We start from the raw sequence: 25,064 nt of genomic DNA on the forward strand, positions 1-25,064 counted from the left end.
TTCAGAGCATAGCAGGTTAGACGGATTGGGGTTAACCAAGTACCAAGTTCCCAGGTTTAAAAATTCCTTACTCGAATCAGGGCTGGTTAATATTAACGTTAATTGGCAAATTTGCCAAGGTATTTCTGTAGAAATTTTATCTTTTCGAGTCAAAAAAATGGAGGCTTGATTTAACTAAGCCTCCATCCACAGAATTTTATGGGCAAATATTTTAAGGAGAAGTCTGCGTTTTAGATACTTCCATCATTTCTTCAATTAGAAAAGGATTGTCTCCATTGCCATTTTCTACGCTAGTATCCTCAAACATATTGTTCCATTCGGTGTCTTTTTCTTGGTCAAATAAGTCAGAGGATTCACTTGTGACATTTTCATCAGCTTGTAATAAGTTTAAAAATTCGTCATCAGGGGTTTCGGTTCCATCCCCTAAAAGTTCAGCGAATGGATCATCGGGATCAGATTGCTCATTTTCCCTATCGGACTCGAAAATATCTGCTAAGGGATCACTATCGTTACTAGCAATGGTTTCGTCTGAAGGATAGGATTGTTCTTCGGAGGTTGGCATCATTTCTAAAAAGTCTTGATCGCCATTGTTTGTTTCTTCTACGAACAAATTATTTAATACTTCAGTTTCTTCATCGTTATTATCATCGAAGATAGAATTTGCAGTATTTTCTTCCAGAAAAGTAGATGATAATTCTACATTTGCATGGTGATTAGTATCGTTAGCAACAGTTTCCTTAAAAGGACTTAATTCTTCTGTCGAATCATCGGTGTTGTCTTCATTTAATTCGTTTAAGAAGTTATCAGTATCATTTTCAAACTGACTTAATTCTTCTGTCGAATCATCGTTGTTGTCTTCATTTAATTCGTTTAAGAAGTTATCAGTATCATCTTCAAACTGACTTAGTTCTTCTGTTGAATCATCGTTGTTGTCTTCATTTAATTCGTTTAAGAAGTTATCAGTATCATCTTCAAACTGACTTAGTTCTTCTGTCGAATCATCGTTGTTGTCTTCATTTAATTCGTTTAAGAAGTTATCAGTATCATCTTCAAACTGACTTAGTTCTTCTGTCGAATCATCGTTGTTGTCTTCATTTAATTCGTTTAAGAAGTTATCAGTATCATCTTCAAACTGACTTAGTTCTTCTGCCGAATCATCGTTACTGTCTTCATTTAATTCGTTTAAGAAGTTATCAGTATCATCTTCAAACTGACTTAGTTCTTCTGCCGAATCATCGTTGTTGTCTTCATTTAATTCGTTTAAGAAGTTATCAGTATCATCTTCAAACTGACTTAGTTCTTCTGTCGAATCATCGTTGTTGTCTTCATTTAATTCGTTTAAGAAGTTGTCAGTATCATCTTCAAACTGACTTAGTTCTCCTATAGTATCTTCTGTATCTGAAGAAAATTCATCAACGTCCAATTTATTGTCAATTACTTCTTCTTCAGAGAATAATTGTTGAGTTTGTTCTTCTTCTATATTAAATTCTTCTTTATTAGGGAATTCGTCAAAAGCAGCTACTCCTATGGCAACGCCATTTAATTCCTCAACTTCTGCGGTAACTGTTTCATCAGTTGTGATCTCAGAAGATGTTGGTACAACTACCTGTTGTTGTAAGACTTGGATCTCTTCTTCATGAGATTGTTGCAGTTCTATAATTTGAGCTTGATAAGCAGATTCAATCTCTTGAATTTGAGTTTGATGAGCTTGTTCTATTTCTTGTTGCTGATGTTGATGAGTGTTTTCTAAATCAGCGATCGCTTGTTGATGACTTTGTTGTAATTCTTGGATTTGCGTTTGATACGCTTGTTCTATTTGTTGAATTTGTTGTTGTGTTTCTTCTAAATTCTGAGAATTAGCAATCTTGTCTTCTAATTCTTGAATTTTAGCTTGATAATTTTGCTCAATTTCTTGAATCTTACCTTGATAAAACTGTTCAGTTTCTTCAATTTTAGTTTCTATCTGTTGGACTTCTTGCACACGAGAGGCTAAAGATTGTAATTCTGCAATTGTTTGGTGAGCTTCGGTTAATTCTTCCTGTTGAGCTAGATTTTTTTCCTCAATATCTTGGAGTTTACTTTGATACATTTGTTCGACTTGTTGAAGTTGAGTCGGAACACCTTGTAATTCTTCTAGTTGTGTTTCTGCTTGTGTTAAAGCGTTTTGTGTCCGTTCTAATTTACTTTCTGTGCTTTGTAGCTTACGCTTAGCCCCAGAAGCGCTTAAAAAATAAGTGGCGATCGCGCCAACCAATAAACTTATAACGATTGCAATACCAATTTCCATAAAATTTATCTCCAAAATTTGGGTTTGGTTATGCTTAATATTCCCAGAAGACCCGCCTTAATTAACAAGGCACTCTAACTTAAGGCTATTCTTGCTTTCTGGCAATCCTGAAACCAAACTTTTCCTGCCTTACCGACTATTTCCATCATCCTCAATTAACTCAACACTATCCCAATTTTGTTAGAAATCTTTTCACAGTTATAAAGAAAGGTTAATGAGATCAAGGGGTTCAACCTTAATAAAACTCAACAATTCGTTAAGATAGAGTTAACAATCTTAATACAATGTTTAGTCTATGAACTTAACCCTGAATCGTTCTAGGTCTTTAAAATCTTCTCTGTTACTGATTGCCCCATTTTTTCTCTGGGGAACTGCAATGGTTGCAATGAAGGGGGTTTTATCCCAAACAACCCCATTTTTTATGGCAGGAATTCGTTTAGTTCCTGCGGGCATTCTCGTGTTACTGGTGTCATGGTTGTTAAAACGGCCTCAGCCACAAGGGATTAAAGCTTGGTTGTGGATTAGTCTTTTTGCTTTATTAGACGGAGCGATGTTTCAGGGATTTTTGGCTGCCGGGTTAACAGAGACAGGGGCTGGTTTAGGGTCGGTTATTATCGATTCACAACCCTTGATAGTTGCTTTACTATCTTGTTGGTTATTTAGTGAAATTATTGGATTTTGGGGCTGGATTGGTTTAGGTTTTGGTATTTTTGGGATCAGTTTAATTGGACTGCCGAAACAGTGGTTTGACGATTTATTGTATAGTCAAACGATTTCTATCACATTTAATGCTTTAGACCTATTGAATAGTGGAGAATTACTAATGTTATTAGCTTCCCTTTCTATGGCAGTAGGAACTGTCTGTATTCGTTATGTGAGTCGTCATGCTGATCCTGTTGTTGCCACCGGTTGGCACATGATTTTAGGAGGAATTCCGTTGTTTTTTATGTCTGGAATTTGGGAGTCTAATCAGTGGGCAAATATTAATTTACAAGGTTGGTTGTCTTTAGGATATTCTACTGTTTTTGGTAGTGCGATCGCTTACGGAATTTTCTTCTATTTAGCGTCTAAAGGAAATTTGACGAGTTTAAGTTCTTTAACTTTTTTGACTCCTGTTTTTGCTTTGAGTTTTGGTAATTTGTTTTTAAATGAAGTTCTTACATCATGGCAATGGATTGGTGTGAGTTTGACATTAATCAGTATTTATTTAATTAACCAAAGGGAAATTATCGGAAAACAATTGCATTATCTTCGTGTCAAGTTTTTAGTGCTTTCTAAAGAACATTAGAAGCAGATATAATCTTGGTTACTCCGTCTTATTTCCATTTGATATTAGAATCGTTTCTCATACCTAACACGAAATTCATTAAAAGCGTAATCATAAGAAACACGAACATAACCTTGATCTTCCACTTCATAGATAGCTTCTAAGAAAGGAACAACGCGAAAATCTGTACTATCTATCGTCTCACTAATAGAAGTTTCTATATCATAAATAAGGGTTTGAAACACCATCGGTAGGGCTAATTGAACAATACCAAATTGGATCAATTGTTCTGTACTTTTTCCTTGTAATGCTTCTGCTAAAACCAAAACTTGTTCACCCAGTAAACGAACAATCTCCCCTTGACTTCTCGGAGGACTACTGGTTAAGTTAATCACAGGATTACCTAAGAGTTGCTCATCAACACTTCCCTGATTAGCTAAAGTTTGTAAACAAGTTCCTACCTTGTCTAAATCTTCTTGGGATAAAGCTGTTTTAGTTTGAATAGGTTTAAGGGGATCTTGAATTTGACAAACTTGATAACCTTCTTGTCCCAAGTTAGGCAGTAATTGAGAAAGAGGTCCATTTAGACCTAAATTAATATCAACCCGTTGCACTTTATTGAGACTATCATCAGGAATTTCTGTTGTCTCTCCTGAACGAAAGTTTTTGCTAGTATCAGGAACTTCTGAAACAATGGTTCTCATGGCTAGGTCAAGGGTAGGATTTAATAATCCTTGATCGGGAGTAAACACGATTTGATTTTCTTTACGACGTTCTATAAAAAAGCGAGTATCCAAGAAATTAACTAACCCTCGGTTCACCATAATTACTCCATCTGGTTCAAGGGCTGTAAGATCGTTAACAGAACCATTAACAGTAACGTTACCACCAAAATCAAACCGAAATAAAGGTAATACTTCAACAAATAAATTGTCTAAATTAACTGCAAAATTTTGTAATTTTGGCATGAAAGGAACGGGTTGATTACTGGCCGTTTGTCTTCGTGTTCTAGGAATTATCCATTGATTGATTTCTGCTACGGTTTCTTCTCTACTTTGTAGTTCGGTGGGAATAAATATCTGACCATTGGCTAATTGTACGTCTCCGCTGACTACTGGTTGAATAGCCGAACCTGTAACGACAATTCTGCCATCAACTAACCCACGATATAATCCTTCTAAGTTAATTTCTCCTCTTTCTATGGCAACAGTGAGGGGATTTTCTAAATTGGTTTGTTGTTGAAATAGGGGTAAAACTCCAGCAATATTGAGGGTACTATCAGCAAAATTCCCTCGTATTTGTTCGACATTAATGCCTTGATCATTGAGGACAACAGTTCCACTGACAGTTAAAGGTTGAGGTAAGGCAGGACTTTGGAAAATCGTTTCATCTAAGGTAATAGTTCCTCCTGCGTTTAAGTTAGAAACTAACAACCCTTGAGATAAGTCTAGTTCTCCTGTTGCTTGGGCGTTAATTTGTCCTTCCCCACCGGTTAAGAAAACTTGTTCACCAGTTAAAACACTGACTAATTGTAAAGCCTCTGTATCTAAATTAAGGTTAACGGCAAAGTTATCATTACCCGTATAAGTGGGAAACGGAATATCAATCGAAGCAGAGGCAATGGAATCTTCAGTGGTGGCCAGTTGAAACCGTTGGCCTTCATAACTAAATTGTCCGGCAAGAGTTACCCCTAATGGTCTTCCTTGAAAGGTGGTATCGACAAAGGCGAATTGTCCCTGGAGTTGGGGCTGAAAGGGACTACCACTAATGGTTCCGGAGGCATTTAAAGCCCCAGTTGCATCCACAGGAACCTCAATAAAATTATTAATAGTGGCGATAGATAAATAGTTAACTTGCCAATTAGCAGCAATTTCCTGTAAGGAAAACTTACCTTCTAATGCTAATCGAGTTCTATCGATTTGAATAGCGGCCGTATCTACTGTTAAAACATTGTCAGTTAAATCAGCCTGCAAGGCAACTTCATTAATGGGAATAACTGACTCATCTCGAATCACTAAGCCCAAGGGTTCAACAATATCAGGATAGGGTTCTTGGGGATGCCATTCCCAGTTTTGACCCCTTAAGGCAATGCTAAGATCGGGTCGATAAATGGTGCCCCCTAAAGCAACATTCAAGTCAAAGTTTCCTCGTAAATCTAATTCTGTTGGCACTCCTCCTTTTTCCCTTTCGTCGGCTAATTCTTTGATTCTTTGCTCAATTACCGCCAATAAGTTAACTTTTTCGGCAATGGTTTCCGCGTCTTCTCCCACAGATTGGGGAGGAATAGCCTCAGCGTTTCTATAGTCGATGGGTTGAATTTGTAGTAAGTCTAGTAACCGTTCCACACTGGACAGTTTTAGGGCAATAAACAGGTCTTGCAAGCGACCATCATCAATGTTTAAACGGCCGTCAAGATCCCCAGATTCTAAGTTGAGTGATCCTTGCACAGCATATAAACTTTGTCCTAACTTGAGAGTGGCGTTTTGTAATCTGGCAATATTATCTTGATAGATGACATCGGCGGTCAGTCGGGTGGCTTCAACAAAACCAATACTCGGTCTATCGATAACTAATCTTCCTCTTCCTTCTAGGGTATAAGGGTTAATAACGATTTCGGTTTGCACTTCCCCAGACAAAAAGCCAGGAATACCAAAGTCTTCCCCTGGGGAAATTTTGAAAAGATCAAGCGGAAATTGTTCAATTCTGGCGACTAATTCATTCCCTTCTAAGCGACCGATCACGACAATGGGATCTTGATCTCCTGCTTCTTGACGCAGTTCAAAGGCCACAGGAAGATAAGGAACCGGACAGTCTTGACGGGTACAGGGTTGTAAGGTGGCAGCGATGACATCTTGGTTTCCCCGTAAGTCAATGGCAATGGTTTGGCCTAGACCTGCGTTCAGTTGGCCGGTTAATAGGGGTTCAAAGGTGCGATCGTTAAAGACAAGGTTCCGTACCGTGACATCACCTCTGAGTCTAATATTACCAGGGGCAGTAGGGGCAGTAATTAGGTTCTGTCCTATCAGGGTTCCGTCAAAGTTTCCGATTCCTTGTAGGTTTAATTCTTCAGGCAGAAAGTCCCGTCGTATCGGCAAGGCAGAAATGAGTTGAGTTAAGGGCAAATCACCCAGATTAGAGGTTGCTTGGACGGCAAGGTTTACCCTAGCATCGGGGTTAGTAAGAGGGTTGGTGATGAAAATGTTACCCCTAGCGTTTAGGCTTTGTCCGTCGGCCTGGACGGTGATGTTATTGGCATTGATGGGTAAAACGGCGTTTTCTTCAAAAAGGCTGGCTAGACTCCCTGAAAGAGAAATTTGAGCATTTAAGTCATTAATATCGGTTTGGGGGACTTGTGGCGCGATTTGGGTCAGAATCAGGTTAGGATTAAGGTTAGATGCAGTGATTTGACTGGTCCATTGATTGTTTTGTAAGCGGGTTAGGGTGTTAACGGTTCCATTAGCGGTTGCAAGTTGCAGGTTAACCCTCGCTTGGGCAGTGCTAAGATCGGGTTGCGGGGACAGCAAGGGAAGCACATTACTTGAAACCACTGCTTGTCCATCCACTAATTGCACATTAACAGGTAAGTTTGGCACAACCCTATCTAAAGATAGACGAGAAAGGTCGACGACACCACGAACTTGACCACTGCCTAAGTTTCCCACCACCTGTACGGGACTTCCTTCTACGGTTAATTTTGCCTCAGCATTAGCTCGAAAACTACTAATATCTGGGGTATTTCCTAGAGAAGAAAGCAAAGAGTTGAGGTTTCCAGTAAGAACGAGATCGCTACTAACTAACGTCGATTGTACGGGTAAATTAGGGATGATGGGGTTAAGATTAATGGTTCCTACATCGGCTACGGTGGTTAAAATACCGTTAGCGACTTCTATATTTGCATTGATGGGACTGCCATCAACCAGTAACTGGGCGTTACCATTAACATTGAGGCGGTTAATGTTTAATTGTCCTTGTTGGAAAATATTATTTAGAGAACCAGACAGATTAATATTACTTCTATTAAGTTGGACGGGGACCGTTAGGTTCGGAATGTAGGGATCGACGGGTAAATTAGAAACTGCAGCCGTTGCGGTGATGTTTCCTTGAGATAAAGCGGTTTCAAGAGCGATCGCACCTTGTCCCACTTGCAGGTTTAAGTTACCTTGGCTTTGAAGACTCTCTAAGCTAAAATCATCCAATTTTCCAGCAATATTAATATTACCATCTCTAAGGGTAATATTTTGGGTTAATACTTCGGGGGGACAGGTAGTAAAAGAACAAGCTAATTCTACAAAGGGATCAAGGGCAAATTGATCAGCAGTAATTAATGTTTGCCATTCTTTTTCCTCTAGATTTCCTAATCCTCTAACGCTAAGATTCCCTTCATCAGAGGTTAACACCGTATCCCGAATTAAGATATCTTTTCCCCCTAAAAGAATTGATCCTCTTCCTGATATATTTTCCCCTGAAACTCTTATCACACCTGGGGCAGACCACTCTATTTTTCCTTTTGGATCTCCTAGGGTTCCGCCTATTTGACCTTGTGCTGTCAGGGTTCCGATACTAATATTTTGAGGAGATTGATAATAGGGTTGGGCGAGTTCATCTCCTGGTACTCTGGCTTCAAATCCCAACGCGACGGGCATTTTTTTCCAGTTAATTTCTTTATTTTCTTCTAGGGCTTTTAATATACCTAATTCGACTTTTCCAGTTGCCGTAATGTTTCCCCCTGTGGTAGGTTGTACTTGCAATTCTTTGAGATTAAATTGATTTAAGTTGGCTTGGAAAACTGTTTTTAAATCTTGGATTCTTGTTTTCTCAATTAATAAAGGTTTGCTATTATTAATCGTCCCTGTGACAACAGGATTTTTGATCTCTCCTGTTAATTTTATTTTCCCTTCAACTTCCCCTGCTAAATTAACGGGTAACTCGAATTTTAAAATATTAGATAAATTTTTTAGTAAAAAGGGGTTAATATCAACATCAATATCATAGCCATCTTGCCAATTCAATGATCCTTTAATATCAGTAACAAACTTCCCTAAACTCAAGCGAGTTTCGTTAAATTGTACGGTCTTATTATTAAAATTTAGTCCTAAATCAAGCTTAATAGGAACTTTTAATGCGTCTAATCCTGCTTGAACATTGGATAGTTGAAAATTTCCGTTTCCCTCTGTTCCTTCAATCTCTTCTAAAGAGGGGACATTAATGTTTAAATTACTCTCAACCAACCCGCTTTTTAAGGTTACAGGTAAATTAGGAATTAAAGCAGCTAACTCAGGTAAAGCTAATTGTGATATCATCAATTCAGCCTGAGTTTGAAAAGATTTTATATTTGTTTCTCCTTTAACAGCAATGGCACTATTTAATAATGAAACATCTAAGTTATAACTAATTTCTTGTTCTTCATTAGATCGATAAGTATAACCTGCGGTTCCCTCTGCATCCACTTCTATCAGTTCTTTAAATCCATTAGGAAGTAGAGCAATATTAGCATTATTTAACTGAATATCAGCATCAATATCAACGGGCAAATTTAATTCTGTATCTTCGATTTGTTCACGTTCTTGAAAACCTAGCCATTTTCCAGACGGATTTTGTTCAACATATAGATTAGGATCGTCTATAGTAATATCAAGATCCAGAGGCTGTCCGATTAACAAAGGTAAGGGATTAAACTGAATCGTTAACCCATCAAGATCAACCCTATCGGGATCATTTTCTGTGGTAGGAATAGAAGTTTGTCCAATACGAATACGATTAAGAGAAAAGCTTTCAACCTCCCCAACTCTTACCTCTCTTTCTAATGCTTTACTTAACTGTTGAGATAGCAAAGGAGATAATTGATTATAAACAAAATAATTCACCCCTCCATAAGCAGCAACCCCCAATGATAATAACACTCCGCCGGCGATCAAAGTCGATGGTTTCTTGATGAAATTATATAATTTTTGCAATATGGGCGTACTACCCTCAGACGGTTCTGGGGGTGGGTTGGGGGGGATATTAGTCATGAGTCCTTACACCACAGGTTCAGTCGATCCATTGACTAACTTAACACAAATTTTTTGTTTCTGAGTTCAGCTTAAATTGCTCGTTGCAAAACCACAACCGTTCCTTTATCTCCTTTATTGATGCGTATTTCCTCATCTGTCTACCCCGAACTTTTTGCAATAACTAACCCCCTATCGTAAAAAAGTATTAGTAAGGATAGGGTGTAGAGGAATTCGTAAATTTATCTATAATTTATCTATGGCAAACTCAAACTCAATGTGAATCTGTTGGAAGACTTCTACTAACTTTAATTCGCGCTCTTGAAAACCAAGAATCCCCACACCCTGTCTCAACTCTAAAATTGGTTGCTGCAAGATATGAGTTAGACTCGGTTCCTTTGATTGTTGAGTATCAACGTTAGCAAGTTGGTTCGAGGGGTATCTCATAAAACTCAAAGGTTTCTTATTTTAAGGAAAACCTCTACCATAGAAAGCAGAAAGGTTACATCGTTACTTATCATTATCATTATGGATACAATTATTGACGCGATCGCTTCGCTGCCTCAAGATACCCTGATTGTTGCTGTATTATATTTAGGGTTAAGTGTTCTCTATCTCTTAGTTATCCCTGGATTCGTCTATTTTTACCTTAATAGTCGTTGGTATGTGGCCAGTTCTTTTGAACGTGCCTTTATGTATTTTCTGATGTTTTTCTTCTTTCCTGGGGTTCTTCTTCTTAGTCCCTTTTTAAACTTCCGTCCCAAACGCCGTCAAGTTAACTCTTAAATCGGTTTAAAATAAAAATACCAACACTCAATAGGCCATCATGAGACGAATTGATGTTATCATCGTTAGCTTAGGAATATTTGTAACAGGAGGTATTATTTACCTCGTATTTCAAGCCATTGGGTTTGATGGCCTATCTGCAGGGGTTTGGAGTCAAGCTTTATTAGTGGTTATTGTTTTAGGTTGGACTTTATCCTACCTCTTTCGAGTGGCAAACAAAGATATGACCTACAATCAACAACTCAAAGACTACGAAGATGCAGTCTTACAAAAACGCCTTGAAGAAATGACCCCCGAAGAACTCGAAAAATTACAACGAGAAATTAAAGAAGAATCATAAGCCGAAGTTGGCATAAATATTAAAAGATCAGCCAATCAAGACCAACTCAGGGTAAATTGAGAAATGGTAATCTAGCTTGAGTCAACAATAATGACATCGGTTTCTCAGTGTTTTCAATCCCTACGCGATCGCGGACAATGCGCCCTCATTCCCTTCATTACCGCAGGTGATCCAGATTTAGACACCACTGCTAAGGCGTTACGGACTCTCGATGCTTCAGGGGCTGATATCATCGAGTTAGGAGTTCCTTATTCTGATCCATTGGCTGATGGACCAGTAATCCAAGCTGCAGCAACTCGTGCTTTACGTAAAGGAGTGAAGTTAGAAGATGTCTTAACCACCGTTAAAGAGGTTCAACCCGATATTAAAGCCCCGATCATCTTATTTACTTACTATAACCCTATTTTCTATCGGGGGGTCGAAGTTTTTTTAAAACAAATTAAATCTGCTGGTGTACAAGGTTTGGTTGTCCCTGACTTACCCCTTGAAGAAGCCCAAACTTTGCTTAAACCGGCTGCTGAGATGGGTATCGAAGTTACCTTATTAGTTGCGCCAACCAGTCCCATAGAACGAATTAAAGCGATCGCTCATCAATCTCAAGGCTTCATTTATCTCGTTAGTGTAACAGGGGTAACGGGGATGAGAACCCAAGTCGCTACTAGAGTCGAAGAGTTACTCAAAAGTCTTCGTAGCACTACCGATAAGCCTATTGGGGTCGGATTTGGTATTTCTGAACCTGAACAGGCTTTACAAGTCAAAAATTGGGGATCTGATGCGGTAATTGTGGGTAGTGCTTGTGTTAAACGCTTGGCAGAAGGAACTCCCGAAGAAGGCTTAAAAGCTGTTGCCGAATTTTGTCAGAGTCTTAAACGAGCGATTAAGTAAAGATTGATAAATCCTGGCCCATAAAAATAAAATATTAAAAGTAATGTTAATAATGAAAATTGATATGATATTCAAAATTTTACAACGCATTTTCATTATGAAACATATATCATTAATGAGAATAAAATAAAAATAAGCAGTTTGTCAATCTCCAAAATTTTTTCTGTTCATATTATAGATAAGGTGCGCTATTAACGCACCTTTAAACTCCTTAAAACTCACCAACTAAAGCAGCATTACACCGTTCACAAATAGTAGGATCATCTTTAAATTCTCCCACTTTTGTAGAATAGTTCCAACAGCGATCGCATTTCTTTCCTTCTGCTTTAATAACACCCACAGAAACTAAGTCGGACTCGCTTTGATAGTCTGCTTGTTTAATGGAGTCTAAACTATCAACTAATTCCACTTGAGATGCTAAGACAAAATAACGTAATTCATCTACATGATTTCCCGTTAAACTATCGGTAGGATTGAATTTTTCCAATTGTTGTCTCAAGTCTTGATCGGGGACATAAAGTAACACTTTAGCATCTAAAGACGAACCGATTTCCTTCTCTTTTCTGGCTAATTCTAGGGCGTTATTGACTTCATTTCTCATTGCCCTGATTTTTGTCCAGGAAACCGATAATTCTGCATTTCCCCACTGTTTTGATGTTTTCACCCATCCAGCTTGAAAAACGGATTTTTCAGAGGTTTCGTAGGGTAAAAATTGCCAAATGTCTTCGGCCATGTGACATAATACAGGAGCGATCGCTTTGGCTAAATTTTCGATGGCCACTGCTAGTACAGTTTGACAACTACGACGACGCATCGAGTCAGGATGAGAAATATAGAGTCTATCTTTAGCAATATCAAGATAGAAATTAGATAAATCTACCACACAGAAATTTTGTACGGTTTGGAAGAAACGGAAGAATTGATAAGTTTCAAACGCATCAGTTACTTCTGTAAAAACTTCAGTGATACGATGCAACATATAACGATCCAATTCGGGTAATTCTTCATAGCTTACTGCATCTCTCTTTGGATCAAAATCGTGTAAGTTACCCAATAAAAATCTTGCTGTATTGCGAATCTTGCGATAGATATCCGATAACTGTTTCAGGATGGTTTTACCCAAAGGTACATCTGAAGAATAATCTACTGATGACACCCATAACCTTAACACATCTGCGCCATAAGGCGGTTCTTGCTTCTGATTTTTACCCCCATTGATGACCACATTAGGATCAACAGTATTTCCCAACGATTTACTCATCTTATATCCTTTTTCATCTAAGATGAAACCATGAGTTAATACTGTCTTATAAGGGGCAATTCCATTTACAGCTACACTGGTTAACAAACTAGACTGAAACCAACCCCGATGTTGATCACTTCCTTCTAAATAAATATCAGCAGGATACTTTAATTCTGGTCGTTGTTTTGCTACTGAAGCCCAAGAAGATCCAGAATCAAACCACACATCCATAGTATCAGTTCCTTTCCGATAGTTGTGAGAATCTGTTTTATATTTCTCTGGCAATAACTCTTCAATAGACATCTCCCACCAAGCATCTGAACCTTTTTCAGCAAAAATCGTTTGAATATGTTTAATAGTTTCTTCTGTTAGTAACGGTTCATTGGTTTCGTTATTATAAAAAACAGGAATCGGTACCCCCCAATTTCGTTGACGAGAAATACACCAATCTGAGCGATCGCTAACCATCGACGTGATTCTATTTTCTCCTTGTGCTGGAATCCATTGTACTGTTTTAATCGCCGTTAATGCAGCCTCTCGAAACCCTTTTACTGAGGCAAACCATTGTTCAGTTGCTCGAAAAATTGTCGGTTTTTTAGTACGCCAATCATAAGGATATTTATGTTGATAGGCTTCTTCTTTTAACAATGAGCCTTTTTCTTTTAACTCATTAATAATGACTTCGTTGGCATTTTTGAGAACATTTAAACCGGCAAATTGTCCAGCTTCTTCGGTAAAATTACCTTTAGCATCTACAGGAGACAAAACTCCTAAACCGTACCGTTGTCCTACCATATAATCTTCTTGTCCATGACCCGGTGCCGTATGAACTAAACCAGTTCCTGACTCAGTGGTAACATAGTCACCGCCGATAAGAATTTCACTCTCTCTATCGTATAAAGGATGGCGATAAATAGTATGTTCTAAAGCTTTTCCTGGGATAGTTGCTTTTACGGTCAACTCGGTTTCAAAGGTCGTTGATAATTTCTCAACTAAATCAACAGCAACAATTAAATACTGATATTTACAAACATCAGAAGTCTGTTCTACCACAGCATAATTAAGATCAGGATTAAGGGCAACGGCTAAGTTTCCGGGAAGTGTCCAAGGGGTGGTTGTCCAGATAGCAACCCCTAAATTATTTAAGAAAGGTTCTAAAATTTCTGCTGCATCTTTTGAGGCATTAATGATAGGAAAGGCAGCAAAAATACTTCTTGATGTATGACCTTCAGGATATTCTAATTCTGCCTCAGCTAAGGCTGTTTGAGAACTGGGACTCCAATGAACGGGTTTAAGTCCCCGATAAATATACCCTTTTAAGACCATTTCCCCAAAAACGCCAATTTGCGCTGCTTCGTATTCTGGGGTTAGGGTTAAATAGGGGTTTTCCCAGTCTCCCCACACCCCGAACCGTTTGAAACCTTTTGCCTGTTCTTCTTGGGTTTTAAGGGCAAAATCACGGGCTTTATGGCGTAATTTGAGAGGGGTTAACCCTTCTCTCTCTTTCGACTTCATACTCTGCAATACTTTGAGTTCGATAGGAAGTCCATGACAGTCCCAACCAGGAACATAGCGAACTTTATAACCTCGCAATAGCTTATATTTATTGATAATATCTTTGAGGGTTTTGTTTAAAGCATGGCCCATGTGTAAAGAACCGTTAGCGTAGGGAGGGCCATCGTGAAGGATAAATACATCTTCGGGGTTTTCTTCGGATAATTTCTCATAAATTTGATTATCCGCCCAAAATTTTTGTAATTCGGGTTCTTTCTTCACCGAATTAGCACGCATACTAAAATCAGTCTTGGGCAAGTTTACCGTATCTTTGTAGCTTTTGGGTTCTGTCACAGTAGTAATTAGAAATTATTGTATATGTTTGCTCTTGACCTTAATTATATGGAATTGGGGGAATGTCTTGAATGAGCTTTGACAAATTAAGTTAAAATGACAGATATAGCATTTCCCATACCCATGAGGTACACTAAGGGAGAAACTATATTATGCGATCGCTTAAAAAATGAGACCTTACTCAATAGACCTAAGAAATAAGATTATAGAAATTTGGAAAAAAGAGAAAATTTCTATAAGAAAACTAGCTCAACACTTTGGAGTATCGAAAAGTTTTATTCAAAAATTAATTAAAAAATATATAGCATTTCCCTGACTCATGAGGTACATTATAGATTGTAATATCTATTACTGATGTACTAAAAAATGAAGCCTTATTCTATAGACTTTAGAGAAAAAATCATAGAAGTGTGGAAAAAAGAAAACCTCTCTATCAGGAATCTAGCTAAGCGTTTTGGAGTAGCGAAAAGCTTTATTCAAAAATTGCTTAAACAATATCAACAAACTGGAGATATTAGACCTTTACCGCAAGGAGGAAGCCCATCTCCTAAGCTTAATAGTGAGCAATTGGTTATTTTAGTGGAAATCATGGAAAAAAATAATGATGCAACTCTCGAAGAATTATGTGAGTTACTCTATAAAGAAACAGGAGTGCAAGTCAAAAAAACCACAATGGGAAGAATCAGCCAAAGATTGAATTATAGTGTCAAAAAAAACTTTATATGCACCTGAAAAAGACAATGAAAAAGTCCATCAAAAAAGAGTGAAGTTTTGGGAAACCATTCGAGATGTAAAGACAAATAATTTAATTTTTATAGACGAATCAGGAGTGAATTTAGCAATGCTGAGACTATACGCTAGGTCGCTAAAAGGCACGAGAGCTAGGGGAGAAAAACCCCAGAAGCGAGGCAAAAATATTTCTATTATTAGTGCATTATTCTTAGATAAAGTTCTGGCAACAAAGAATATTTACGGGTCAGTAGACGGAATTACATTTGAAGCTTTTATCCTCACAGAATTAGTACCAAAGCTATGGAAAGATGCTTGTGTTGTTATGGATAATGCTAGAATTCATCTGGGAGAAATGGTCAAAGAATCTATTGAAAAAGTCGGGGCTAATGTAATTTACCTACCTCCTTATTCTCCTGAATTTTCTCCGATTGAAAATTTCTGGTCAAAAGTCAAAGCTATTTTGAGAAAAATCAAAGCAAGAAACTATAAAGACCTAATAGAAGGTATTACATCAGCTATGTTACAAGTTACCAAACAAGATATTCGTAACTGGTTTACTCATTGCTGCTACTGTACCTCATGACTATGGGAATTGCTATATAAATTATGCCATAAATAAAATTTATGACAGATAAAGGAACAACCACCAAAATCACTGATGGAGGGCGTATTGTTATTCCGGCAGAATATCGTAGGGCTTTAGCCCTCAACACAGGGGATGATGTTATTCTTACCCTCGAAGAAGGAACCATACGTATTTTGCCTCGGACTGAAGCCTTACGTCGCGCTCAGAAAATTGTCACTCGTTACACTAAAAATAAAGAATTAAGCAGCGAATTAATTGAAGAACGTCGTCAAGAAGCTAAAAATGAGTAATTATGTCCTTGATGCTTCTGCTGTACTTGCTCTTCTCAACCAAGAACCAGGAAATAATCGTGTTAGTGAAATTTTAGGTGAGTCTGTTATTAGTGCCATTAACCTCAGTGAAGTCATCGCTAAACTCATAGAAAAAAATGTCTCAAAACCAGACATTAAATTAGTGCTTTCTTATCTCAATCTTGAAGTAATTAGTTTTGATGAACCATTAGCGTTATTTTGCGCCCATCTGCGTCCTCTTACTCGTGATTTAGGCTTATCTTTAGGAGACAGGGCTTGTTTAGGGTTAGCCCAACAATTAAATTTTACCGCTGTCACAACGGATAAAGCTTGGGGCCAATTAAATATGGGCATTTCTATCGAAGTTGTTCGTTAAAATTCTGCTTCAGGTAAATTATCAATCAATGTCACAGAACGAAAAGAACGACCTAATTGATATTGAGCATAATTCCTTAATAAATGCTCGACTTGTAACCAAGGAACAGTAAAATCACTATCAAGAATGTTTGAGGGTAAAATTTTACCTGGATGGGGTAAAAATGATTGATTGAGGTGTTGTAATAAAGTTAATTCTGAGGCTTTTAATCTATGATTAATAACAGGTAAAACAATAGGATTAGGATTATTTTTTTCTTTGTCTCGAATTGCTAAATTAATCAATCCTCCAGCATCAAAACTAAAGCCAACACACCAGCTAGGATCATTGAAATTAGGGCTTAATTCCTCTTGTGTAATACAACAATAATGAACTTGCGGACCAATACCAGCGATCGCCAATAAGTGAAAAACAGCTTGGGCTAAATATCCATATAAACTCTCAGCCAGAGACATCCTTTCTAACCGACGTAAATGCTCATTTAAGAGTTCATATAGTTCTAATTGAGGTTGCTCATCTAAAGCCAAATTAAGCACCAATTCCGCTAAATATTGGGCTGCTGCAAGCTTTCCTAAATCCTTGCTTAACCCTGGATAAGATTCTAAGGTTTCGGCCTGAGTAATTTTATCAAGCGATCGCCCTTTGGCAATAAGTAACTCATTGATAACAAATAATTCACAACGTCCCCTAAGTTTTGATTTTTGCTTTCTTGCGCCAGGAACAATAGCCCGAATTAAGCCATACTCAGGAGATAAAAGGGTCACTAAGCGATCGGCTTCTTGAAAAGGCATTCCTTTTAATATAATGCCTGTGGCTTGATAAATGCGACTCTTCATGATATTCAATCCTAACTGAATTCATTTTTATTATCTTTGGTTACATACGGCCTGCACAGTAAGTTATGGCTTCCACATTTTTCCATGTTTTTCTCCTTTTTTCCATGTTTTTGCTAATAAACTTTTGTATAATCTTAAAATAATTCCATTATTTCTGACCTTGACAAGAAAAGATAGGTTAACTAAAGTTATGCGAGGGTAAACAACCAGCTTGTTCATTCAAGAATCAAGCTAAAACGTATCTTTGTCATCATTATGTCTACTATGCACTATCCTTTTATTGTTTTACGGAATTTGAGAAACCGACTTAACCGAGATCCTTTCTTTGTTTATCTAACTTTTTTTACTCTATTAGGGGTGGGATTGATCCAAAATCCATCTATTGCTTCCCCCAAAAAGAGTCTTCAAAATTTCCTTGATCAAACTACTGTCACCGGAGACATCGGTTCATCTAACTCTATCGATGAGATTTTCTTTGATATTCCTGTCGAAGGGATGTTAGATATTAATTTTTCCTTAATACTGGAAAATGCAGGACTAGCTTCTAGAAATACATTTGGTCTATATGACACTGTTAGTAACAACTACTTTCAAATTTTTGATGGAGAAGCAACAGTAGGAAATCAGCTTTCAGCAACTATAACTTCAGAGAGTCAGCTTTTAATCGGTGGTATGACTTACGATTTAGAAGGTCCAGTTAGTTTTTACCTAAGTCGTAACCTTGAGCAGAAGTCCAAGACTTTCTTGAGCAATGACATTTACAGTGGAATTCCTCAAGCTCTAATGTATCAAGGAGAAGGTGAAGAACTACTCTTAGATGATATCAATATCCCCTTTACAGAAGACGATTATATCATCGGCTTTGAAGATAAGAAAGCCTCACAGAGTGACCGAGACTATAATGATATGGTTGTTCTGGCTCAAACGGTTTTAAGATTACCAGAACCATCCGAACCGGGTATTCCCAGTAACAGTACAGGAGTTCCCGAACCTTCTTTGTTGTCGGGGTTAGGAATGATGGCTATGTTAGCGATCGCCAGAAAAAGAACGTCTGAGAGTTAAAAACAAAGTTAAGGCCAATCTTTATTGGCCTGATTGTCTTCACTTCTAAACTGTAGATAAACCTAACATTGCTCGTAACGTAAAATAAAGTAAAGAAAAGACCCCTATACCCATACCTCCAACGGCGATCGCACTAACAGGATTTTTAAATAAGGGTTTAATCCAGTTAAAAAATACTAAAAACACCCCTAAAGTGAAACTAATCAGATAACGGGGATAACGTGATACATTTTCAAAGAATTCTCCCATTGGTTAACCTCTGTAATTTACAATCATTTCTTATAATATCAATACCTTTGGTAACAGGCATTTACGATTGTGTGACGTTTTCCATACCAACTCTTGAGCCTAATATAAGTTATTCAAGAATTTTTTACCCATTTTGCTAAGTTTGTGATATTTTGTTAAGGAAGACAAAGTTAGTCTTGTGTCTCAACCCTATTATAGTTTTATAGTTTAGTAAAATGACCAAATATTAAATAAATAGACCTATATTTTTGAATCCGACAATTATTGATAAGGAGATTAGTATTATATGGCTGATGAAGTCCTAGTTAAAGTTGACCATGTGTCCAAAAAATTTTGTCGTGATCTTAAACGGTCTCTTTGGTATGGTGTACAGGATATCATGTCAGAAGTGACGGCTCAAAAATATGAACATGAACTTAGAGAGGATGAGTTTTGGTCTGTGAATGATATATCCTTTGAGTTACGTCGAGGAGAATGTCTAGGATTGATTGGACCAAATGGAGCCGGAAAAAGTACCCTATTAAAAATTCTGAATGGACTGATAAAACCCGATAAAGGCAGAATTGAACTACGAGGAAGAATAGGAGCTTTAATTGAATTGAGTGCTGGTTTCAACGCAATTTTAACAGGGAGAGAAAATATCTATAGTCGAGGAGCAGTTTTAGGATTTACCAAAGAAGAAATTGATAAAAAACTGGATGCTATTATTGATTTTTCTGAGCTAGAAGATTTTATTGATACACCAGTTGTTAACTATAGTTCTGGGATGAAAGTTCGCCTCGGTTTTGCCGTTGCTGCTCAAATGGAACCCGATGTGCTTTTATTAGATGAAGTCTTAGCAGTTGGCGATGTGGGGTTTCGAGCAAAGTGTTTTAATAGTATTTATAAGATGATGGAGAATGCAGCGGTTATTTTAGTTTCCCATAGTATGCCCCAAATTAACCGTGTTTGTTCTGACATTTTAGTAATGAATCATGGACAGCCTGTTTTTCAAGGAAAAGATGTTCCTAGAGGAATTGATAAATTTTATACATATTTTGAGAAGGGTGATGAAGGTTTGGTGATGGGCAATGGTAAAGCTGTTATCAACCAAATTGAGCTTGAAAGTAATGGGAAAAAAGAGATAAATTCAATTAAATATTTAGATGAATTAATTTTGCATATTAACTTTACTGTTGATGCCAGCATAGACAAATGTTGTCTAAATGTTGTAATTCTCAATCAAGAATTACAAAATATTGTACAGTGTAATTCTTTATTTCATGATTTTGAGATACCTAATCTTAAACAAGAGATACGAGTCAAATTAAGTTTAGGTGAAATTTCTTTAAATCCAGCCATTTATTCAATAAGTGTTGGTATTAATTCTATTAGTTCTCATAATACAGTAGGCGACGTTTTATACAAAAACTACAGTGTAAAAAAATTCAAAGTTGTTGGCGATTTTTTCGGTTATGCTCCAATGCAGTTACCTGGAAAATGGGAAATTTTATGTTAAATTTATTTAGTCAATTTTCTTTGTTGACTACAGTGACAAGAATTCATAGCAAGAGGTTACTCGTTTGATGAAAAATTTACTAGATAAGCACCGACCTATTTTTATTGTAGGTATGGAACGATCAGGAACAACTTTAATGAGTTCTCTCCTTTCGGCTCATCCCTCCATTGCTATTTGCCCTCAAACTAAATTTATGGTTATTTGGAAAAACAAGTATCCAGGGCTAGATATTAGAAATACTGAGAATTTTCAAGTTTTTTGGCATGAATTTACCAAAGGTCAATTTTCTTTCGCTGGAATCAGTGCTGAAAAAACTTTAGAGCGGATTTTAGCAATGGGCGAGGTTAGTTACCAGACGATATATACCGGAGTCTTGCAAGAATATGCACAGTCAAAAGGTAAAATTCGGTGGGGAGATAAAATATCAGTTTCCAACTCTCAATATATGAATCTGTTGCTTGAATGGTATCCTCAAGCTCGTATTATCTGGATGTTAAGAGATCCTCGTGCTGTGATAGCCTCTGTTCTTTCGACTCCTTGGGGAAAAATGAGATCAATAGAGAATTGTACGATTGCATGGAAAAAAAATATTCACAACTTAATTGAGTGGAGAAAAGATGAACGTATTCTTGTAATACCTTATGAAGAAATCGTTATAAATACTGAAAACATATTGCAAAAAATATCTAATTTTATAGAAGAAAAATATACTGTAAAAATGATTAATAATCGTTCAGAAAAGAATATGCCAATTATTAATCGTGATCAGTGGGGGACAAGTCATTTGAAATCTGTACTAAGGCCAATTTCTGATGAAAGTATAAGTAAGTGGAAATCTATACTGTCTAAAAATCAAGTATCCGAAATAGAAATCCTAGCATATCAAGAAATGTCGAACTTTGGTTATGCCTTAACTACTTCAAAATTAGAGAGAACATTATTTACAGGACAAATTTTTTTAAAAAAATTGCTGTCAACAATGACTTCAAGCCAACCTAATAATAAAATTAATATTTAATTGAAAATTTTAGCAAGAAAAAAGATATAGATAAATAGTATTTCTGATTTCTGAGCTAGTTTTTCGTTTTAGGACTATACTATTTACTTAATTGACACCAAACCAACTATATTTAAACATCAAAATAATTGATAAAGACTAATGCAATGATCCCTAATCTTTCTAAGTCACTAGAACTGATAAAACCAATTACCCTATCAAATCTCCCTGATTGGATACAGAAAACTATTAAAAAAGATCTCAACACTTATCAAAAAAACAGCGCTCAATGTCACTGAGTCGATTGATAAGTTGGTTATCTCTAATTTCAAAAAACCTATTTTTATTGTGGGTTCAGGTCGTTCTGGGACAACTTTTTTAGGTTCTTGTATTGGGAAAATCCCAGAAATTTCCTATCACGTAGAACCCATCGTCATTAAAGCTGCTGCGCGATACGTCTACACAAACCAATGGTCAAACCTAAAAGCAAAATGGTTTTATAGGACACTTTATGCTTGGTTAATGCGAATTCATTTTGATACTGATTTACGTTTAGCAGAGAAAACCCCTCGCAATAGTTTTATTATTCCTTTTTTGTATAAAATCTTTCCAGATGCTCAATTTGTACACATTATTAGAGATGGGAGAGATGTAACAGTATCTTTATTAGAAAAACCTTGGTATCGAGCCGATCAAGTTAATTCAGGACAAGTAGAACCAGGGGGATATCCTCATGGCCCTTATGCCCGATTTTGGGTTGAACCTGATCGAATCGAAGAATTTGAAACCACCAGTGACACTCATCGTTGTATTTGGTTATGGCGAAGATATCTGGAGACAATTCTTCAAGCTACCTCTCATCTTCCGAAAAATCAGTATTACGAGTTACGATATGAACAATTAGTGTTCAACACGGCCGATGAAACTGAACGATTACTAGACTTTTTGGAAATTTCTAATTCCAAAAGTAGAAAGCAGTTTCATAAGGCAACAGCGAATGTAAAATCTGATTCAGTAGGTCGATGGAAAAGCGAACTATCAGAAAATCAACTGAAAGAAATTTATCAGGATGCGGGAGAACTTCTTGTACGATTAAACTATTATATATGAATTAGTTTTAGGCAGGATATTGAAAGAAAATTCACCAATTATATATAAGAGTTGTCCTATGATAAATACCAATAAAACTAAAAATCCTATAAAATATCAAGGAAAATTTGAAAAACTGTTGTCTTTTTGTTTTTTTTTAATCTATCAAAAATCAAAAATGTCTGCTCAGAAAACAGAAAATATTTTTAATAAAGTCCTAGAAAAAATTTTCCCTTCTTCTTGGATGGTAAGATATCGCAACTTTGAAAAGAACTGGATAAGTCAAATAAAGATAGAAAATCAGGAAAAATTATTTGAAGAACGCTTAAATTTAAACTATCAGTATGATTTAAAGAGATTTATTACAGCTTCTAGTGCTAGTCTTGGTACCAATCTATCTCCTAATCTTTTAGCAAAAACATCAGAACTAAGCAAAACTAATCTACAAGCCTTGATTACCAAGGATTATCATAGAATAGAAAAAGGTTTAGCACTAAAAGAACCTCGTCTAGGCTTTGGCATTAATACAGTTAATAATTTAATTGCTGCTATCAAAAAATATCAAGAACTTTATGGCTATGATAATTTAGTGCAAATTTCTATTAATACCTTATTAACCTATTATGAATTTAATCGAGAACAAGGTTATAAAGTGCCTCAACTTTATGAAAATATAATTGATCTCAAAAATAAAGCAATCCCTGAAAAGCCAATCCGTGAGGGTGGAACGTTAACTATCAGAAAAGATGAAATCTATGCTAAAGCCAAAAAGATCTGAAAGATTTTTTTATTCCCGACATAGTATTCGTCACTTTGCTGCTGAAATGTGGATATAAATTTAATTAAAGAGGGGATAACAATGGCACAAAAAACACCCTCTGTTTGTAACCGTCAATCCAGTAAAGTTTATGTCTTCAGTAGGGATGAAGATAAACAAAAAATCCTAAGTTATCAAAATGGAAATCGAGGATTTGGAGAGCAAGCAAGCAAAGTTTTAATTGTGACTTCAAACATGGAACATTTTACCTCTATTGGTGAACGAAATCAGTGCTGGATTGATGGTGGAATGTATGCTATGTCTCTCGTGTATGCCTTACACTCTCTAGGGTTAGGGACTTGTTGTTTAAATTGGAGTGTAGAATGTAGGGTTGATAAACAACTCAGAGAGGTGGCAGAAATTAGTGATTCAGAGGCTGTTATTATGATGATTGCTGTCGGCCATCTTACTGATGAATTAAAGGTTGCTCAGTCTCCTCGAAAAAAAATTGAAGATGTGTTAATCATTAAATAATCTTGTATCCTATTAATTAATGTTCCCAGGAGGCTTAATTTTTGAAAGTTGTTATCACAGGAATTACAGGAATGCGTAATCGAGGAGTAGAGGCAATTATTACACCTACAATTGAACAATTACGCAAACGGCAACAAGATATAGAAATTAATATCCTTACTCAAACCCCTGATTACGATCAGATTAGACTGAATCCTTACGGAGTTAACTTACAGTTAGAAAAAAAGCATCTTCAAACCAAAACTACTCCTCCAAGCCGTAAAAAAAGATTACTTTCTAAGTTATTGCCAGGCTACGGATTACCAAAAACAAAACTAATTCCGTCCTCTTCTTTACTGCGTAACGCGTCTGCTGTCATTGCTTCTGGTGGCGATGTATTTAGTCCTGAATACCCGATAACTCCCCATTTAAAACCTTTAAAATTAGCTTTAGATGTAGGAACTCCCGTGATATTTTTAGCCCAGTCTATTAGTCCTTATAAACGGGAAGAAGACGCAGAAGAATGGTTAGAAGTCGCCCGTTATTCTAAACTAATTACAGTACGTGAATATTTAACTTATAATTATTTAACTAAAGATTTAGGGTTATCGACAGATTTGGTTAAATTAACGGCTGATCCTGCTTTTTTACTAACTCCAGCTCCTCAAGATCATATTAATAATTTATTAAAAGGTTACGGCATATCAGGAGAACGTCCTTTAGTTGCTCTAGGGACTAGCCAAGGGATTTGTAACTACACCTCATCAACATTAGATTATGATAAACATCTAAGGTCTTGGCAAAAAATCATTGAAATGATTGTCAACGAATTAGATGCTGAAGTCATTATTATTCCCCATGTACAGGAAATAAGAGCTGGAAATGATGATAGAATTTTAGGCAGTCAATTATTGAGAATTTTAGACTATAATCCAAGAGTTCACTTAGCAGGATGCGACCATACAGCATCCGAATTCAAAGGAATTATTGCTCAATGTGAGTTAGTTATTTCAGAACGGACTCATGCAGCGATTGCTGGTTTATCTAGCGGGGTTTGTACAGTCGCAGTAGGTTATTCTATTAAGTCTAAAGGAATCTCTGCTGAATTAATTGGAGAAGATAAGTTTAAGGAAGGTCTACTCATCTCTGTTGAAGACTTTTTAAATCCTAAAATTGTTTGTGAAGCTGTTAACAATTCTTGGAAAAAAAGAAATCAAATCAAACAAATAATTAAAAAACGATTGCCTAACATTCAGGAAAGGGCTTTTAAAAACTTTGATTTGATTATTAATAATCATTGATAAATAATATTTAATTCACACTAAAGAACTTAAACATAAATTTATGATTCAAGATGCACAAAAACTAAATCGATATATTATTGTTGGACCAGGTAGAAGTGGTACAACAATTACTCATCTTGCTTTGAGAGG

The 25,064-nt window shown here is 36.6% G+C and carries 20 protein-coding genes and 1 pseudogene; 15 read left to right on the forward strand and 6 right to left on the reverse strand.

The genetic code is table 11. From position 1 onward, the window contains the following. Positions 1-211: 211 nt before the first annotated feature. Positions 212-2,287, reverse strand: coding sequence for a hypothetical protein (locus CY0110_RS15195; RefSeq protein WP_008276357.1), 2,076 nt, complete (start codon positions 2,285-2,287; stop codon positions 212-214). A 295-nt stretch (positions 2,288-2,582) separates the two neighbouring features. On the opposite strand from CY0110_RS15195, the gene CY0110_RS15200 reads away from it, so the two are divergent. Then, positions 2,583-3,575: a DMT family transporter gene (locus CY0110_RS15200; protein WP_008276358.1), complete on the forward strand. Its 993-nt coding sequence runs from the start codon at positions 2,583-2,585 to the stop codon at positions 3,573-3,575. A 44-nt stretch (positions 3,576-3,619) separates the two neighbouring features. On the opposite strand, the gene CY0110_RS15205 is transcribed toward CY0110_RS15200, so the two are convergent. Together CY0110_RS15205 and CY0110_RS15210 are read right to left on the reverse strand one after the other, a co-directional pair. Beyond that, positions 3,620-9,565: a translocation/assembly module TamB domain-containing protein gene (locus CY0110_RS15205; RefSeq protein ID WP_008276359.1), complete on the reverse strand. Its 5,946-nt coding sequence runs from the start codon at positions 9,563-9,565 to the stop codon at positions 3,620-3,622. Between the two features lie 225 nt (positions 9,566-9,790). Next, positions 9,791-9,991 (reverse strand): hypothetical protein, encoded by a 201-nt coding sequence (locus CY0110_RS15210; protein ID WP_008276361.1) that lies wholly within the window; start codon positions 9,989-9,991, stop codon positions 9,791-9,793. Positions 9,992-10,072: 81 nt separating this feature from the next. Here CY0110_RS15210 and ndhL point away from each other — a divergent pair, with 81 nt between their 5' ends. From ndhL to trpA, 3 genes are all read left to right on the forward strand, one after another. Then, positions 10,073-10,330, forward strand: a complete 258-nt coding sequence (gene ndhL / locus CY0110_RS15215; RefSeq protein ID WP_008276362.1) for an NAD(P)H-quinone oxidoreductase subunit L — start codon at positions 10,073-10,075, stop codon at positions 10,328-10,330. Positions 10,331-10,370: 40 nt separating this feature from the next. Next, on the forward strand, positions 10,371-10,670 hold the full coding sequence (locus tag CY0110_RS15220) for a DUF3007 family protein (RefSeq protein ID WP_008276363.1): 300 nt from the start codon (positions 10,371-10,373) through the stop codon (positions 10,668-10,670). Positions 10,671-10,760: 90 nt separating this feature from the next. Further along, the gene (gene trpA / locus CY0110_RS15225; protein ID WP_008276364.1) at positions 10,761-11,555 is read left to right on the forward strand and encodes a tryptophan synthase subunit alpha; all 795 of its coding nucleotides are present in this window, start codon (positions 10,761-10,763) and stop codon (positions 11,553-11,555) included. Between the two features lie 211 nt (positions 11,556-11,766). Here trpA and ileS read toward each other — a convergent pair whose 3' ends face one another. Beyond that, positions 11,767-14,646 (reverse strand): isoleucine--tRNA ligase, encoded by a 2,880-nt coding sequence (gene ileS, locus CY0110_RS15230; protein ID WP_008276365.1) that lies wholly within the window; start codon positions 14,644-14,646, stop codon positions 11,767-11,769. A 169-nt stretch (positions 14,647-14,815) separates the two neighbouring features. On the opposite strand from ileS, the pseudogene CY0110_RS15235 reads away from it, so the two are divergent. The 4 genes and pseudogenes from CY0110_RS15235 to CY0110_RS15255 all read left to right on the forward strand — a co-directional run. Then, positions 14,816-14,947 (forward strand): annotated as a pseudogene (locus CY0110_RS15235) (helix-turn-helix domain-containing protein); the annotation flags it as partial. Positions 14,948-15,012: 65 nt separating this feature from the next. Beyond that, a protein-coding gene (locus tag CY0110_RS29355; RefSeq protein ID WP_085961803.1) for an IS630 family transposase occupies positions 15,013-15,961 on the forward strand; the annotation gives its coding sequence in 2 pieces (ribosomal slippage) (positions 15,013-15,353 and positions 15,352-15,961; 951 coding nt in all). Between the two features lie 41 nt (positions 15,962-16,002). Beyond that, positions 16,003-16,254, forward strand: coding sequence for an AbrB/MazE/SpoVT family DNA-binding domain-containing protein (locus CY0110_RS15250; protein WP_008276367.1), 252 nt, complete (start codon positions 16,003-16,005; stop codon positions 16,252-16,254). Next, positions 16,247-16,630: a type II toxin-antitoxin system VapC family toxin gene (locus tag CY0110_RS15255; RefSeq protein ID WP_008276368.1), complete on the forward strand. Its 384-nt coding sequence runs from the start codon at positions 16,247-16,249 to the stop codon at positions 16,628-16,630. The genes CY0110_RS15250 and CY0110_RS15255 overlap by 8 nt, the downstream gene beginning before the upstream one ends. Here the strand turns inward: CY0110_RS15255 and recO are convergent. After that, complete coding sequence (gene recO / locus CY0110_RS15260) at positions 16,627-17,466, reverse strand: DNA repair protein RecO (protein ID WP_008276369.1); 840 nt, start codon at positions 17,464-17,466, stop codon at positions 16,627-16,629. The two genes, CY0110_RS15255 and recO, sit on opposite strands and share 4 nt — an antisense overlap. 255 nt (positions 17,467-17,721) lie before the next feature. Here recO and CY0110_RS15265 point away from each other — a divergent pair, with 255 nt between their 5' ends. Then, positions 17,722-18,528, forward strand: coding sequence for a PEP-CTERM sorting domain-containing protein (locus tag CY0110_RS15265; RefSeq protein WP_232285735.1), 807 nt, complete (start codon positions 17,722-17,724; stop codon positions 18,526-18,528). Positions 18,529-18,573: 45 nt separating this feature from the next. Here CY0110_RS15265 and CY0110_RS15270 read toward each other — a convergent pair whose 3' ends face one another. Beyond that, positions 18,574-18,777 carry a DUF751 family protein gene (locus CY0110_RS15270; protein WP_008276371.1) on the reverse strand — a complete coding sequence of 68 codons (204 nt, stop codon included), beginning with the start codon at positions 18,775-18,777 and terminating at the stop codon, positions 18,574-18,576. A 286-nt stretch (positions 18,778-19,063) separates the two neighbouring features. Between CY0110_RS15270 and CY0110_RS15275 the strand changes: the two genes are divergently transcribed. From CY0110_RS15275 to CY0110_RS15295, 6 genes are all read left to right on the forward strand, one after another. Continuing rightward, the gene (locus tag CY0110_RS15275) at positions 19,064-20,275 is read left to right on the forward strand and encodes an ABC transporter ATP-binding protein (RefSeq protein ID WP_008276372.1); all 1,212 of its coding nucleotides are present in this window, start codon (positions 19,064-19,066) and stop codon (positions 20,273-20,275) included. A 67-nt stretch (positions 20,276-20,342) separates the two neighbouring features. After that, positions 20,343-21,293, forward strand: coding sequence for a sulfotransferase family protein (locus CY0110_RS15280; RefSeq protein WP_008276373.1), 951 nt, complete (start codon positions 20,343-20,345; stop codon positions 21,291-21,293). A gap of 291 nt (positions 21,294-21,584) precedes the next feature. After that, positions 21,585-22,382: a sulfotransferase family protein gene (locus CY0110_RS15285; RefSeq protein WP_008276374.1), complete on the forward strand. Its 798-nt coding sequence runs from the start codon at positions 21,585-21,587 to the stop codon at positions 22,380-22,382. Between the two features lie 19 nt (positions 22,383-22,401). Next, positions 22,402-23,139, forward strand: a complete 738-nt coding sequence (locus CY0110_RS30945) for a hypothetical protein (RefSeq protein WP_232285736.1) — start codon at positions 22,402-22,404, stop codon at positions 23,137-23,139. Positions 23,140-23,220: 81 nt separating this feature from the next. Next, complete coding sequence (locus CY0110_RS30950) at positions 23,221-23,652, forward strand: nitroreductase family protein (RefSeq protein ID WP_008276376.1); 432 nt, start codon at positions 23,221-23,223, stop codon at positions 23,650-23,652. Between the two features lie 41 nt (positions 23,653-23,693). Then, positions 23,694-24,932, forward strand: a complete 1,239-nt coding sequence (locus CY0110_RS15295; RefSeq protein WP_008276377.1) for a polysaccharide pyruvyl transferase family protein — start codon at positions 23,694-23,696, stop codon at positions 24,930-24,932. Positions 24,933-25,064: the final 132 nt, after the last annotated feature.

Source organism: Crocosphaera chwakensis CCY0110 (assembly GCF_000169335.1).
Classification (GTDB): Bacteria; Cyanobacteriota; Cyanobacteriia; order Cyanobacteriales; family Microcystaceae; genus Crocosphaera; species Crocosphaera chwakensis.

Excerpts from the sequence above, each read along its gene's own strand:
- CY0110_RS15195 (WP_008276357.1), bottom strand. The coding sequence starts at position 2,287 with ATGGAAATTGGTATTGCAATCGTTATAAGTTTATTGGTTGGCGCGATC.
- CY0110_RS15200 (WP_008276358.1), top strand. The coding sequence starts at position 2,583 with ATGAACTTAACCCTGAATCGTTCTAGGTCTTTAAAATCTTCTCTGTTA.
- CY0110_RS15205 (WP_008276359.1), bottom strand. The coding sequence starts at position 9,565 with ATGACTAATATCCCCCCCAACCCACCCCCAGAACCGTCTGAGGGTAGT.
- CY0110_RS15210 (WP_008276361.1), bottom strand. The coding sequence starts at position 9,991 with ATGAGATACCCCTCGAACCAACTTGCTAACGTTGATACTCAACAATCA.
- ndhL (WP_008276362.1), top strand. The coding sequence starts at position 10,073 with ATGGATACAATTATTGACGCGATCGCTTCGCTGCCTCAAGATACCCTG.
- CY0110_RS15220 (WP_008276363.1), top strand. The coding sequence starts at position 10,371 with ATGAGACGAATTGATGTTATCATCGTTAGCTTAGGAATATTTGTAACA.
- trpA (WP_008276364.1), top strand. The coding sequence starts at position 10,761 with ATGACATCGGTTTCTCAGTGTTTTCAATCCCTACGCGATCGCGGACAA.
- CY0110_RS15250 (WP_008276367.1), top strand. The coding sequence starts at position 16,003 with ATGACAGATAAAGGAACAACCACCAAAATCACTGATGGAGGGCGTATT.
- CY0110_RS15255 (WP_008276368.1), top strand. The coding sequence starts at position 16,247 with ATGAGTAATTATGTCCTTGATGCTTCTGCTGTACTTGCTCTTCTCAAC.
- recO (WP_008276369.1), bottom strand. The coding sequence starts at position 17,466 with ATGAAGAGTCGCATTTATCAAGCCACAGGCATTATATTAAAAGGAATG.
- CY0110_RS15265 (WP_232285735.1), top strand. The coding sequence starts at position 17,722 with ATGTCTACTATGCACTATCCTTTTATTGTTTTACGGAATTTGAGAAAC.
- CY0110_RS15270 (WP_008276371.1), bottom strand. The coding sequence starts at position 18,777 with ATGGGAGAATTCTTTGAAAATGTATCACGTTATCCCCGTTATCTGATT.
- CY0110_RS15275 (WP_008276372.1), top strand. The coding sequence starts at position 19,064 with ATGGCTGATGAAGTCCTAGTTAAAGTTGACCATGTGTCCAAAAAATTT.
- CY0110_RS15280 (WP_008276373.1), top strand. The coding sequence starts at position 20,343 with ATGAAAAATTTACTAGATAAGCACCGACCTATTTTTATTGTAGGTATG.
- CY0110_RS30950 (WP_008276376.1), top strand. The coding sequence starts at position 23,221 with ATGGCACAAAAAACACCCTCTGTTTGTAACCGTCAATCCAGTAAAGTT.